The organism is Niallia endozanthoxylica, assembly GCF_008710145.1.
Classification (GTDB): Bacteria; Bacillota; Bacilli; order Bacillales; family Cytobacillaceae; genus Bacillus_BD; species Bacillus_BD endozanthoxylica.
Genome location: NZ_VYKL01000039.1, coordinates 15,333 through 29,037, shown reverse-complemented (window position 1 = coordinate 29,037; position 13,705 = coordinate 15,333). Strand labels below are relative to the sequence as shown.

Annotated in this window: 15 protein-coding genes; 13 read left to right on the top strand and 2 right to left on the bottom strand. The window is 36.4% G+C overall.

All coding sequences use genetic code 11. The features are described 5' to 3' along the window. Window positions 1-11: 11 nt before the first annotated feature. The 9 genes from nadX to F4V44_RS22130 all read left to right on the top strand — a co-directional run bounded on the left by nadX (window position 12) and on the right by F4V44_RS22130 (window position 7,602). Window positions 12-794, top strand: a complete 783-nt coding sequence (gene nadX, locus F4V44_RS22160) for an aspartate dehydrogenase (RefSeq protein WP_150442191.1) — start codon at window positions 12-14, stop codon at window positions 792-794. Between the two features lie 104 nt (window positions 795-898). Continuing rightward, window positions 899-2,203 carry an aromatic ring-hydroxylating dioxygenase subunit alpha gene (locus F4V44_RS22155; RefSeq protein WP_150442190.1) on the top strand — a complete coding sequence of 435 codons (1,305 nt, stop codon included), beginning with the start codon at window positions 899-901 and terminating at the stop codon, window positions 2,201-2,203. A 91-nt stretch (window positions 2,204-2,294) separates the two neighbouring features. Next, window positions 2,295-2,804, top strand: coding sequence for an aromatic-ring-hydroxylating dioxygenase subunit beta (locus F4V44_RS22150; RefSeq protein WP_150442189.1), 510 nt, complete (start codon window positions 2,295-2,297; stop codon window positions 2,802-2,804). A 116-nt stretch (window positions 2,805-2,920) separates the two neighbouring features. Further along, on the top strand, window positions 2,921-4,360 hold the full coding sequence (gene aspA, locus F4V44_RS22145; protein ID WP_150442188.1) for an aspartate ammonia-lyase: 1,440 nt from the start codon (window positions 2,921-2,923) through the stop codon (window positions 4,358-4,360). Continuing rightward, window positions 4,347-4,481, top strand: coding sequence for a hypothetical protein (locus F4V44_RS28200; protein WP_263406675.1), 135 nt, complete (start codon window positions 4,347-4,349; stop codon window positions 4,479-4,481). The genes aspA (F4V44_RS22145) and F4V44_RS28200 overlap by 14 nt, the downstream gene beginning before the upstream one ends. A gap of 60 nt (window positions 4,482-4,541) precedes the next feature. Continuing rightward, complete coding sequence (locus tag F4V44_RS22140) at window positions 4,542-5,327, top strand: SDR family NAD(P)-dependent oxidoreductase (RefSeq protein ID WP_150442187.1); 786 nt, start codon at window positions 4,542-4,544, stop codon at window positions 5,325-5,327. A 42-nt stretch (window positions 5,328-5,369) separates the two neighbouring features. Next, window positions 5,370-6,320 carry a VOC family protein gene (locus F4V44_RS22135; RefSeq protein ID WP_150442186.1) on the top strand — a complete coding sequence of 317 codons (951 nt, stop codon included), beginning with the start codon at window positions 5,370-5,372 and terminating at the stop codon, window positions 6,318-6,320. Window positions 6,321-6,535: 215 nt separating this feature from the next. Next, entirely contained in the window at window positions 6,536-6,688 is a 153-nt protein-coding gene (locus F4V44_RS27590) for a hypothetical protein (RefSeq protein WP_191090809.1), read from the top strand. A 710-nt stretch (window positions 6,689-7,398) separates the two neighbouring features. Next, on the top strand, window positions 7,399-7,602 hold the full coding sequence (locus F4V44_RS22130) for an aspartyl-phosphate phosphatase Spo0E family protein (protein ID WP_150442185.1): 204 nt from the start codon (window positions 7,399-7,401) through the stop codon (window positions 7,600-7,602). Window positions 7,603-7,644: 42 nt separating this feature from the next. Here F4V44_RS22130 and F4V44_RS22125 read toward each other — a convergent pair whose 3' ends face one another. Beyond that, window positions 7,645-7,911 carry a hypothetical protein gene (locus F4V44_RS22125; RefSeq protein WP_150442184.1) on the bottom strand — a complete coding sequence of 89 codons (267 nt, stop codon included), beginning with the start codon at window positions 7,909-7,911 and terminating at the stop codon, window positions 7,645-7,647. Window positions 7,912-8,502: 591 nt separating this feature from the next. Between F4V44_RS22125 and F4V44_RS22120 the strand changes: the two genes are divergently transcribed. Beyond that, on the top strand, window positions 8,503-8,847 hold the full coding sequence (locus F4V44_RS22120; protein WP_150442183.1) for a hypothetical protein: 345 nt from the start codon (window positions 8,503-8,505) through the stop codon (window positions 8,845-8,847). 162 nt (window positions 8,848-9,009) lie between these two features. Here the strand turns inward: F4V44_RS22120 and F4V44_RS22115 are convergent, their stop codons facing one another. Next, complete coding sequence (locus F4V44_RS22115; protein ID WP_150442182.1) at window positions 9,010-9,378, bottom strand: helix-turn-helix domain-containing protein; 369 nt, start codon at window positions 9,376-9,378, stop codon at window positions 9,010-9,012. A 347-nt stretch (window positions 9,379-9,725) separates the two neighbouring features. Here F4V44_RS22115 and F4V44_RS22110 point away from each other — a divergent pair, with 347 nt between their 5' ends. The 3 genes from F4V44_RS22110 to aspA (F4V44_RS22100) all read left to right on the top strand — a co-directional run bounded on the left by F4V44_RS22110 (window position 9,726) and on the right by aspA (F4V44_RS22100) (window position 13,591). Further along, entirely contained in the window at window positions 9,726-10,721 is a 996-nt protein-coding gene (locus F4V44_RS22110; RefSeq protein ID WP_150442181.1) for an asparaginase, read from the top strand. A gap of 266 nt (window positions 10,722-10,987) precedes the next feature. Beyond that, complete coding sequence (locus F4V44_RS22105; protein WP_150442180.1) at window positions 10,988-12,004, top strand: asparaginase; 1,017 nt, start codon at window positions 10,988-10,990, stop codon at window positions 12,002-12,004. 156 nt (window positions 12,005-12,160) lie between these two features. Continuing rightward, a complete protein-coding gene (gene aspA / locus F4V44_RS22100; RefSeq protein WP_150442275.1) occupies window positions 12,161-13,591 on the top strand; it encodes an aspartate ammonia-lyase in 1,431 nt (476 codons plus the stop codon). The last annotated feature ends 114 nt before the right edge of the window (window positions 13,592-13,705 follow it).

The following is a 13,705-nucleotide window of genomic DNA, read 5'->3' as shown; positions in this document are numbered from 1 at the left end:
GAGATTAAACGATGAAAATTGGTTTAATAGGATACGGGAATATTGGAAGATTTCTTCTTCAAAGCATTAATCATAACCATTTGATTAAAGATGGGAAAATTACAGCGATTAGTGGGCGTAATCCGGAACTTGGTCAAAAGATAGCAGATGAGTATGATGCCGAATATATACAGGAAGTTAACCAACTTATCGAATCAGATGTTGACCTTGTGATAGAGGCAGCAACCGTAGAGGTAGTAAAAAAACATGCAGCAGCCATTTTAAAAAGCGGAAAAGACTTCCTAGTTATTTCAGTAGGAGCCCTGGCTGATCAATCGTTTTATGAACAGCTTCATTTGATTTGTGAGAAATTCGGAACAAAGCTTCTTTTACCTTCAGGAGCTATTGGTGGACTTGATATTTTAAAGGCAGCCAAGTCAATTGGACAATTGGAGACTGTATCCATTACGACAAGGAAACCACCAAAAGCACTTCCAGGCGCACCGCTTGATCAAGAAACCGTGTTATTTTCAGGTTGTGCAGAAGATGCCATTCAAAAGTTTCCACAGAATATCAATGTCTCTATTATCCTCTCTCTAGCTGGAATCGGCCCTGCAAAGACAGCCGTCACCATTATTGCCGATCCAAAAGTGGATAAAAACAACCATACTATTGAGGCTTCGGGATCATTTGGAAAGTTATCAGTAAAGGTGGAAAACGATCCAATGCCAGAGAATCCGAAAACAAGCTATTTAGCGGTATTAAGTGTTATCTCTGCATTACAAAGTAAAGATGCGCTTATACAAATGGGGTAAACCCCTTTTAAAACTAATCCCATAAAAGTTTTCGAAATTATTAAAAATCGGAAAGAGTGCTATGGGATATTCTTTTAAAAGATGATGATAAGGGGGAATAAAAAATGATCAAAGAGGAAGTTTCCTTTGAAAATATGACTCAAAGTAGAGTAATAGATTATATAAATGAGACTGTTAAGCCAAGTGAAGGAGCGATTCCAGCATATATTCTAGCTAATCCTTCAGTATATAAATTAGAGCATGAAAAAGTATTCTTGAAGACTTGGTTATTTGTAGGTCATGAATCCGAAATTCCGAATAAGGGAGATTTTATTACTAGAGATGTGGCAGGATATTCGGTGATTATTTCGAGGGATTCAGAAGGAGAAATTCACGGTTTTTATAATATGTGTACACATCGTGGAATGAAATTATGCCGTGCTGATAAAGGGAATAAATCTTCATACGTTTGTCCGTACCATGGATTCAATTTCAAAAATAATGGAGAACTGATCGGTGTCCCATTAAAGCAAGATATCTATGGCGGAAACTTAGATACTTCTAAACTGTCACTGCACCAAGTGAAACTAGAATCCTATAAAGGGTTAATGTTTGCAAGTTGGAATGAAGATGTCGAGCCATTACACGAATTCTTAGGTGAATTTAAATGGTATCTAGATATTTTAGTAGGAAGAGCAGAAATGGAAGTAGTGGGTGTTCCGCAAAGATTCGTTATCCATTCTAACTGGAAAATTGGATCTGATAATTTTGTCGGAGATTCCTATCATACAATGGTAACCCATGGTTCGATTGCTAAATTAGGGATGGTACCAAGTGCCACTTATTCAAAAAAGGGCTATCAAATTCATACCGATCATGGGCACGGATTAAATTTAGGTACCCCAAATCCTGATTTTGCTTTTCCAGAAGAATTGATTCCTGAATTTAAATCAAACCTGACTGATGAACAATTTGATGTGATGGCCAATTTAAAAAATATGATTGGAAATATTTTCCCTAATCTTTCGTTTTTAATTTCGCATACGAAAATTAAAGGAAAGCTAATCTCTAATACATCGATTCGTTTATGGAGACCAATTGGTCCTGATAAAATGGAAGTCATTGCTTGGTTCTTAGTTGAAAAAAATGCTTCAGAGGATTGGAAACAGCGTTCGCGTGAATCCTTTGTCTTAACATTTAGTCCTTCCGGCATTTTTGAACAAGATGATACAGAAGTATTTACAGATATCACAGCCGTTGCAACCGGTGCGATGCCATTACAAAAAAATATTATGTATAACTACACAATGGGAATGCATCGTCAGCCTGTCACGGATTTTGTCGGGCCAGGTACAGTCTACGACGATAAGTTTTCCGAAGCAAATCAAAGGAATTTCTATCAATATTGGTTAGATTTAATCAATAAGTAAGCAATCGTTAAGAGCGGGAAAGTTGAATCTGGTTTTCCATGCTTCCATATGTGATAAAGAAATTCTAATCATTCAGTAAGGGGTGTATAAAGTGAGCTTGGAGAAAATGTTAGCGGCATATACGTTTGAACAATGGCTTTATCGTGAGGCAAAGCTCCTTGATGATATTGATTTTGATGGTTGGTTTAGTCTCATGCATGAAAGTCTTCAATATCAAATGCCGGTTCGAGTTAATAAAGAAGGAATTGAACGTCCTGATTATTCATTAGATATGTTTGCCTTTAATGATGACTATGAATTATTAAAAATTCGTGTAGAACGTCTTAAAACGGATTATGCATGGGCGGAACTTCCACCTTCACGTACCCGCCGTTTGGTCAATAATGTTCTGCTTAAGGAATATGTTCCGAATGAGAGGGCTTTAGTTAATAGTTATTTGATGTTATACCGCAGCCGGAGTACAGATATTCATCACGATTTAATTTCGGGTGAACGCCAAGATGAGTTTATCTATGAAAATGGAGAATGGAAATTAGCCAAACGCTTTTTCATTATTGATCAAACGACCATTAATACTCGGAATCTTGCTATTTTTGTATAAAGAGGAAAAGGCTGATGAAAGTTTTAATCGGCTTTATGCAGGTATAATAGTTCCAGATTGAAAGTAATAGGACGTTTTTCTAACTGAATATATATCTTCAAAAAGGAAGGGCTTATATGTCAATCATCCAAAATATTGAATCCTTAGTAAGAATAGAAAAAGATTTTTTAGGGGAAAAAGAAATTCCTGGACATGCATACTATGGTATTCAAACATTACGTGCTGCTGAAAACTTTCCAATTACTAATTATCCATTAAATGAAGAATTAATTCGTTCTTTAGCAATGGTTAAGAAGGCAGCAGCATTAGCAAATATGAAAACGAAAAGATTATATGAAGGTTTAGGAAATGCCATTGTACAAGCAGCTGACGAAATCATTGAAGGGGAATTTCATGATCAATTTATTGTAGACCCTATACAAGGTGGAGCAGGAACTTCTATAAATATGAATGCAAATGAAGTCATTACCAATCGCGCACTTGAAATTTTAGGGAAAAATAAAGGTGATTATACTGAGTTAAGTCCAAACACACATGTTAATATGTCTCAATCGACCAATGATGCTTTTCCCACAGCTATTCATGTCTCTACATTAAAATTATTAGAGAGCTTACTAGAAACGATGGAGTATATGCATGACGCCTTTCAGGAAAAAGCAAAACAATTTGATTCTGTGATTAAAATGGGGAGAACCCATCTCCAAGATGCAGTTCCGATTCGCCTTGGACAGGAGTTTGAAGCATATCGACGGGTATTGAACAGAGATATTAACAGAATCAAACGGACACGTGAAAATTTATACGAGATTAATATGGGAGCAACCGCTGTTGGAACAGGGCTAAATGCTGATCCGAAGTATATTGACTTTATCGTTCAATATTTAGCAGAGATTTCCCAATTACCACTTAAAAAAGTAGAACATCTTGTGGATGGAACACAGAATACGGATGCTTACACTGAAGTCTCTTCTGCTTTAAAAATATGCATGATTAATATGTCAAAAATCGCTAATGATTTAAGATTAATGGCCTCTGGCCCTCGAGCCGGACTCGGTGAAATTTCTTTAGTACCTAGACAGCCAGGATCTTCGATTATGCCCGGAAAAGTAAACCCTGTTATTCCTGAAATGATTAATCAGGTTGCCTTCCAGGTAATCGGTAATGATCATACCATTAGTCTGGCCTCTGAAGCTGGACAGTTAGAATTAAATGTAATGGAACCTGTACTTGTTTTTAATCTTCATCAATCTATTAGTATTATGAATAATGCATTCCGAACTTTCACAAATCGATGTCTTGTTAGTATTGAAGCGAATGAAGAAAGATTAAAAGAATATGTGGAAAAAAGTGTCGGTCTTATAACAGCTGTCAATCCACATATTGGCTATGAAGTTGCGGCGCGTATTGCACGAGAAGCTATTTTAAATGGAAAATCAGTACGTGATCTCTGCCTGCAATATGATGTATTAACAGAAGAAGAGCTAGATTTAATATTAGATCCTTATGAAATGACACACCCAGGCATTGCAGGAGCGGCTCTTCTTGACAGAGAGTGAGCCAAAGGGATGCGAGCTTGAAGAACTTCTAATCAAGCAAAACTTTATGTTCGTAAATGAAGATGGGCAATGGAAGCTTTTCAATGTATGTTTTCATAATCAATCAAACGATAATCAATAAGAGAAATCCTGCCATTTTTATCATTAAATAGCTATTAATTTAATAAGGAGGTTGTGGACAATGTCAATGGTCTTAAAAGATAAAGTAGTGTTGATTACGGGCGGCGCATCTGGAATAGGAGAAGCGGTCACGCGCCGCTTTATTCAAGAAGGTGCAAAGGTAGGCATTATCGGCCGCTCTAAAGAAAAGTTAGAGAAAATGAAAAAAGAGTTTGGTGAACATATTCTTACATGTCAGGGAGATGTAAGCAAATACGAGGATAATGAACGAGCGGTGCAAGCAACCGTGGAACAATTCGGCAAATTAGATGTTTTCATCGCAAATGCAGGCGTATTCGATGGATTTGCTAAATTTGCCGATGTGACTCCTGAGGCGGTTTCAGAAGCGTATGATTATCTTCTCAATATTAACCTAAAAGGTACATTTTTCGGTGTAAAGGCAGCTCTTGAAGAACTGAAAAAAACAAGTGGCAATATTATTTTTAGTATGTCGGGTGCAAGTTTCTATCCTGATGGCGGCGGAGTTTGGTATACAGCGAGCAAGCATGGTCAACTCGGACTGATGCGCCAGCTTGCTTTCGAGTTGGCACCTCATATTCGAGTAAATGCAGTAGCACCGGGTGGAACGCTGACAGAGCTCTCAGTGATTCCTCCGCTTCATCCATTCGTTAAAATCGTTGATAATGAGACGAAAGCAAAAAGTATTAAAAAACGAAACCCTCTTCAACTCGCACAGATGCCGGAAGATCACGTTGCCGCATATGTATTATTGGCCTCTGACGAAGCGCGGGCCATTACAGGAGAAGTAATCTCAAGTGATGGTGGTTTAGCCGTACGTGGTCTCTAAGAGAGTGGACTAATCTAATTGAAAAAGGGGGGAGGGTATCCCATGATTAAAGCATCACCTATTTTAGGGAATAACGAAATAAACCAAATAGCTTTTGTTGTTCATGATATTGAGAAAGTGTCGGAAGCATTTGCAAAGTTATTGGGGATTAAGAAACCAGATTGGTTTTTAACAGGAACAAGTGACATTTCGAAAGTTGTTTTTCGCAGTGAGCCAACCGAATCTCGTAGCAAATTAGTGTTCATTAATACAGAAGGGGTTCAAATTGAATTAATTGAGCCTGATCACAATCCCGGCACGATGCGTGAATTTTTAGATGAAGTGGGGGAGGGGATTCATCACTTCGCTTTAGATGTAGGGTCCATGAAGGAAGGCGTAAAGAGCCTGACAGAACATCAACTGCATGTTCTGCAAACAGGGGAATTTACAGCAAGTAATGGTCGCTATGCGTATGCTGATTCATTCGATCAATATAAAACACTTTTCGAACTTCTTGAGCGTGATGAACCACAACCGATTATAGATCCTGGGCTAGATGGAGAACTATTATTAGGTACAACTAAAGTGGAACAACTGGCTTTTGTGGTTAAGGATCTCGATAAAGTTGCAGATGCTTATTGTACCCTGCTTGGCGTTGAAAAACCGAATATAATTCAATCTGGACCGAGAGAAATATGCCAAGTGGAATTTGAAGGGGAACCAACAGATGCAGATTCCAGGTATATGTTTATTAAAACACCGTTACTAGAAATTGAATTGATAGAACCGGGCAGTGCCCCGAGTACATGGAAAAAACATTTAAAAGAACACGGAGAAGGAGTCCACCATATTTCTTTTGTCGTGCAAGATATGGACGGAAAAATTGAAAAACTGGAAAAACTAGGTTACCCAGTCATTCAAAGAGGTAACTTCTATAACGGAAAAGGCCGCTATGCCTATATGGATACCGTTTCAGAATATAAGGTGATTATTGAGTTGTTGGAGAAGAACTAATAAACAAATATTAGATAATGTTCTAGTGTTCTCTAGTGTATTGGTATACTGTGATAGCTGCTGTGGCAAATGTTTCTAGCGAAAGATTATTTTAGGGCGCATATATATCACTACTTAGATAAAAAGGGAACATTCCATACAGAATGGTCTAAAATTTCAAAATGCATAAGCCCTTATGGATTTTTGTGTAGAATGAATACGGAGGAACATTATATATGTGGGTAATCACAATCTTTTCAAATTCTGAAACTATTAGTATGCTCGAATTTGAAGAGGAAGAAGAAGCAAGACAGGCTTTCAAGGAAATTGAAGATTATAAGATTTTAACCGAACTGGTTGATTATAATGTGCCTTCTAAAATAAGTTAACATTTTTTTAAATAGGTGTTCCTTATATCCTGTTACAGGAAGATAATGAGGATAACATTTTTTTGAATAAAACTTTAATCTCATGATATGTGAAAAGATCCAAGTGATTAATCGACACTAGGGTCTTGGTATGTGTAGTTAATGATTTTGTTCATTATTATGCCGTTACTATTCAAGATTTTTTGCTTTTTGCTGCAGTTGATCCCATTATTGAAGCCATTTCAAAAGAGAAAGTTGCTCCGTCAGCCCTAACCTATAGATTCAGTGGAAACAAAAGGTTACCTTAATAGAAAACTAAGGTTCTTTTGTTTCTATATTTGTTTTCTATATTTTTTATTTCATTGAGTATCTAAAAATATAAAACCAGTATAGGACACTGTGATGTTCCAAAATTGATGATGTACATAAAAAACAGAAAAACGTGTACATTTTTTATGAAGTGATTGAAAATGATTTCTTTTTAAAAGATTTATTTTTGTCAGGAAGATCACGATAGTACTTGGGGTATTTGTGTATAAAAAGTGAAGAACCTAGAATTGAAAATTAGAAGGAGAATACAACATGGCAAAACGAATTGGTTTTATCAGATCATAAGAATTTTTGTCATGTGTCTTCCAATTTTCTAGAATTTTTTGCATAATATTACTTGTATACTAATTAATTCATGTGATAAACAAATAAAAGCGAATAGGAATCAAGGGAGTAGGAAGATGTGTACAGAGGTTGGTGAATTAGAATACAGGATCAATCAGATGAGGCAGACTTTGATCTTGATTGCAGTAGAAACGGGGTTAAATAGTGATGACACCCTTTGGTACAGTCAGAAGTTAGACGAGCTCATTTCGAGGTATCAAAAACTAAAAATGAATAATATGCAAAAGAAACATGACAAATCCTATATTGTCACATTATGAGTATCGGAACTTTTTTTCATCTTTCTATTGGTGGCTGCATGGTTAAAGTCCACAAACTGTTACCGAAGCAGCCTTTATTTTGTTATATTTATGCGCAAATTGAATAAAATCCTCCAAAGTTTTCTGATCCACCATTTGTTCGAAATCGCCTGATTTCCCTAATGTAAGCCCCCTTTGGCTAGCAACTGAAATAATTACACCCAATTCATAATACATATTTTTCGTTAATAGTCCCTTTTCAAGGTTTTTCATGATTTCGTGATAAAAATCTATTAAAAAATCAGAAGGTAACTTTTCATAAAAACCCACTATTTATTCCTCCCTGTAAAACAATGTAGGAAAACCTTTTCCACAGGATTCATTCTAACCTCATTATAAATTAACGGTTGTAAAATGCTCGTCATTTTTATTGAATTTACAAAACAATAATGAAATTCCGTCTTACTTATTAATAGAACGTTGAATTCCAAGTAAATCCAACCATCCTGAATCATTGATTTTTCGCAGTGATTAACGGATAGGTTACCTATCTCACTACAAAGACATTTTACATTCTTCTCCCGGTATCGGCCCCACCTACGCCAGATACTATGATAGCCACGCATGCCATCCAACCCATTTATTATTATAATAGAAAACGCTTACAATTTCAAAGGCTAATAGAAAACAAGTTTCTAGATAAAATGGCGATCCTAATTAAAATGGTATGCTCCAGAATGTCAGTAAAAGGTGTTGCTATTACATAAATAAGAGTGTGTTTTGAAAAGTTCTAATCAAAATACACTCTTTATATTTGCTCTGATATCAAAGTTTATATCAATCAAATTTACTTACTAGTTTCTTCTATCCTGGAAGCAAAGGAATGGTTTCAGTCCTTGGAATCTGATTGTGTCCGGAAAAATGAATATTATGATTCTGATTATTGATTTTATTTATGAATTGTGGGGGATTGAAAACTTAGGGAGTCGAGAGCATGAGCAGCGTGTATATATTTTGATGAAAGCAGGAGAGAACATAATTCGAAATTCTCTTCCATTTACTTTGGAACAGTTGTTGCCTTTTATTAATGAAGGAACAATTGAGGTTGCTGAAGGGTTATTTATTGTTCGGAGTGCTTATCGCAAAACGAATTTAGAACTGCCGATAAAGAGGTTGAATGAAGTTAAGCTATTAGCAGAACAAGAGAATATTACTATGAGTCAGTGGGTGGAATGTGTGATTAATCAGGTCCTTAAACAATTTTAACTCTTAATCTTAAACAAGCTATCCAATAAAAATCAATAAGAAATTTGCGGAGTGTTTTTTCTGTATGTTTGCTATTCCTTAATTCCAGAATTTATTTTAGGCTGTTTATGTTTTTACATATCTTATGCTTAAAATGAAAGTTTCTTTTATTCTATCTATTATTTAAAGTCCGTTTTCCTCTATTTCCCGTTTTGCCCGTACAAACGCAATAAAATGATTCAATTCTTCAGGAGAGATGATCTTTTCGTCAATGGCCAGTTGAATTTTAGCCCATTGGGTTTTATCTGTTAATTCCACAGGCAAATTTATCTGTACTTGTTCAGGATGGAAGGATGAATCATCTGTTCTTTCTAATAAATAGTCAACGGATGTTTTATATAATTCTGAAATCCTTTTGATCGTATCTAGTGATGGTTCGCGATATCCAGACTCGTATCCTGCATAGGTGCTTTTTGCAATTCCAAGCTGATCAGATATATACTGCATTGTCCACCTTCTACTTTTCCTTAATTCAGCTAATCGTGTTAACATGTTTTGTATCCCCCTAAATTATCATTATCATTATAGCATTGATTATTGATAGATGCAGGCCTGAAAAGGTGAAATATTCGCGTATTGAATAAAAATCTTGCAATTTTACTGATAATTCTATAAAATTAAAACAGAAGTTCTCAAAACGCGTATTTTCGGAGCGGTTGAATGGAGGCGGATTCAAAAAAAGGTAGTAATAGCTTTTAATAGGTTTGAAATGTCTTAGACTTAATACTTATAAAAGTTAACTTCATTAGTATTTTTATGATATCATGCATTGTTACTATTAAAAAACAAAAGATGGCTAAATTTATTATGCCTTAATGATTCAAAAAAGGGGAATTCGTATGAAAAAAATACTTTTGCTAACTACTGGAGGTACTATTGCATCTGTACTAGGGAAAGAAGGGCTATATCCAGAAATCCCCGCCGAGGAAATAGTGAGCTATTTGCCTGAACAATATGATAGATATAAGGTCGAATGTAAAACCTTAATGAATGTAGATAGTACAAATATGCAACCAGAATCTTGGGTTAAAATAGCCGAAGCAGTTAACGAACATTATGATAGGTATGATGGATTTGTTATTACTCATGGAACAGATACAATGGCATATACGTCCGCAGCCCTGTCGTATATGTTACAGAACCTTGCCAAGCCTGTTGTCATAACAGGGTCTCAAATTCCCATTCATTACAAGCGGACTGATGCGAAAACAAATATTAACGATGCCGTTCGATTTGCGTGTGAAGATGTAGGTGGTGTCTTTACTGTTTTTGGTGGATTGGTCATCATCGGTACAAGAGTAGTCAAATTAAGGACGAAAAGCTACGATGCATTTGAAAGCATTAATTTCCCGTATATTGCTCGTGTGAATCAATCAGAGGTTTCCTATCAAAGGAAGATTCCTTTTGTAAAAGATAAGAAAATGAAATTTAATTCTTCTATTTGCCCGGATGTTTTATTATTAAAACTGCATCCAGGAACGAAGCCTGAGCTTTTTGATTACATAAAGAACTTATACAAAGGGATCGTTATTGAAACATTTGGAACGGGTGGAATCCCCTTTCAAGAAAGAAGCTTAGTCCAAAAAATTCATGAACTTATCCATTCAGGTATTACGGTGGTCTTTACAACCCAAGTTCTCGAGGAAGGTGAAGATTTGGGCTTGTACGAGGTAAGCCGGAAAGTGCCGGAGGACATGATCATTCGTACAAGGGATATGAATACAGAAGCGATTATTCCAAAATTAATGTGGGCATTAGGTCAGACAAATGAACCTGAACAGGTAAAAAAAATCATGGCAACACCTATTGCCTATGACATAACCCCCACCAAATAATGTAATAAAAAATTAGAACATAATGTCCTTAATGACAAGATTCTGTTTCCTTGAATTCAAAGTGTTTTTTTAAAAAAGGGTTTAACATATATGCTTTTTAAAAAATACCAAAACATTTGGTATTTTATGCACAGTTGTACGCGTTTTGCGTACTTGTGCATTGGTTTTTGATAAAAAAGTACGCGTAATGTTATAGGAAACTTCTGTTATGCCTTAACTTAGAAGGAAAATAAATTACTTACGTAGGGATTAGAAAGGTGGCCGTTATGAAAAGAATACTTTTACTTGCTACAGGTGGCACGATTGCTTCGGTTCAAGGAAAAGAAGGACTCACACCAGGGATTACAGATAAGGATTTGGTTGGTTATTTACCTGAAAATAACGAAGAGTTATTGCTCCATAGTATGAATTTAATGAATTTAGATAGTACAAATATGCAACCGGAATACTGGCTGGAAATTGCTCGAACCATTTATAGCAAATATGACCAGTATGATGGGTTTGTCATTACCCATGGGACGGATACGTTAGGGTATACTTCAGCGGCACTGTCCTATATACTCCAAAGCTTAGACAAACCGGTAATCATAACGGGATCTATGGTTCCTATTGATTTTGACGGAACGGATGCGAAGAAGAATATGATTGATGCGATTAGGTTCGCTTGTGAGAATGTTTCTGGAGTGTATGTTGTTTTTGATGGAAAGGTGATTAGTGGAACGCGAGCGGTTAAAGTACGATCAAAAAGTGATAATGCCTTTATGAGTATTAATTATCCCTACATCGCTCGTATAGAGGGTTCAGAGGTAGTTTATTTAACCCATATCCCGGTAAGTAAGAGCGGTCCCTTAAAGTTGGATACTTCAATATGCAGCAATGTGTTTGTATTAAAGCTTTTTCCTGGAATAACACCAGAGATTTTTGATTATATCAAACAGTCTTATCGAGGTGTAGTCATAGAGAGTTACGGAAATGGAGGGATTCCATTTGAAAAGAGAAATCTCCTTCCAAAGATAAATGAACTAATAGATGCTGGGGTTGCCGTTGTGATTACAACTCAATGTCTTGAGGAGGGGACTGACTTACAAAGGTATGAAGTTGGAAGAAAGCTATCTAAAAAATTCATTATTTCCTCAAGGGATATGAATACAGAAGCGATTGTCACGAAACTGATGTGGGCCCTTGGGAAGACAAGTAATTTGGACCAAGTAAAACAAATGATGGAAACACCCATAGCCAATGATCTACAACAAATTCAGGAAAACAACTATGTCGTCTTATAAACGGCTGTAACTTGGCCTGATAAAAATGGATGACCGTTTTTTAAACGAATATGTTTTTGGAGAAGTAAAGCTTTTCTTTGTTAAAAGAAGATAGAAATACCAACTATAGATCAAAATAAAAAAGGTAAAGAAGAGTGGGGAAACTTGATGAAAGTTATGGAGAAAAAGGACCAAAAGTATCGAATAGAGCACGATTTCCTTGGTGAAAAGGAAATACCGGAAAATGTTTATTATGGAATTCAAACGCTTCGTGCATCAGAAAACTTTCCAATTACAGGATACCGTATTCATGAAGAAATGATTAAAGCATTAGCCGTTGTGAAAAAATCTGCAGCCCTTGCGAACATGGAGGTGAAACGTCTCTATGAAGGGCTTGGCCATGCGATTGTTCAAGCAGCAGATGAAATTCTAGAAGGCAAGTGGCATGATCAGTTTATTGTTGACCCCATTCAAGGTGGAGCAGGGACATCGATGAATATGAATGCCAATGAAATAATTGCAAATCGAGCACTCGAAATTTTAGGTCACAATAAAGGAGAGTACCATTATTTAAGCCCGAACTCTCATGTGAATATGTCACAGTCAACCAATGATGTTTTTCCAACAGCTATTCATATTTCTACATTAAAAATGCTTGAAAAGCTCCTTGAAACGATGGAGTACATGACAGAGATATTCAAGAAAAAAGCAGTAGAGTTTGATTCTGTGATTAAAATGGGTCGAACACACCTTCAAGATGCGGTGCCCATTCGACTTGGTCAAGAGTTTGAAGCATATAGCCGTGTTCTAGAGCGCGATATAAAGAGAATTAAGCAATCTCGTCAGCATCTTTACGAAGTAAATATGGGAGCAACAGCCGTAGGAACAGGATTGAACGCAGATCCGCAATACATTCAATCTGTTGTGAAACACTTAGCACGGATTAGTGATTTACCTCTTGTGACAGCAAATCATCTTGTGGATGCAACGCAGAATACGGACGCATATACAGAAGTGTCGGCAGCTCTTAAAGTATGTATGATGAACATGTCTAAGATTGCGAATGACCTTCGTCTAATGGCTTCAGGCCCAAGAGCAGGTTTAAATGAGATTAACCTTCCTGCCCGCCAACCTGGTTCATCCATCATGCCAGGTAAAGTAAATCCTGTTATGCCAGAACTGATCAACCAAATTGCATTCCAAGTGATTGGAAACGACAATACCATTTGTTTAGCTTCTGAAGCAGGTCAGTTTGAATTAAATGTGATGGAGCCAGTGCTTGTTTTTAATTTACTTCAATCCATTAGCATTATGAACAATGGATTCCGTTCATTTACAGATTACTGCTTGAAAGGAATCCAAGCAAATGAAGCCCGTATGAAAGAGTATGTGGAAAAAAGCGTTGGGATTATTACGGCAGTGAACCCGCATCTTGGCTATGAACCAGCTGCACGTATTGCGAGAGAAGCCATCTTAACAGGGAAGTCTGTTCGAGAGCTTTGCTTGCAAAATGATGTATTAACAGAAGAAGAGCTCGATGTTATTTTAAATCCTTATGAAATGACGAAACCAGGAATTGCTGGGGAAGAGCTTTTTGATAAAAGATAAAAAGGGAAATTGTAATATTTAGTCTATACAAGGACGTATGGACTAAATGTTGCAAGCTTGGGGATGAGGAAATCTAGTCATATACGTTACAATCGTACTAAATGTAAACGGTTT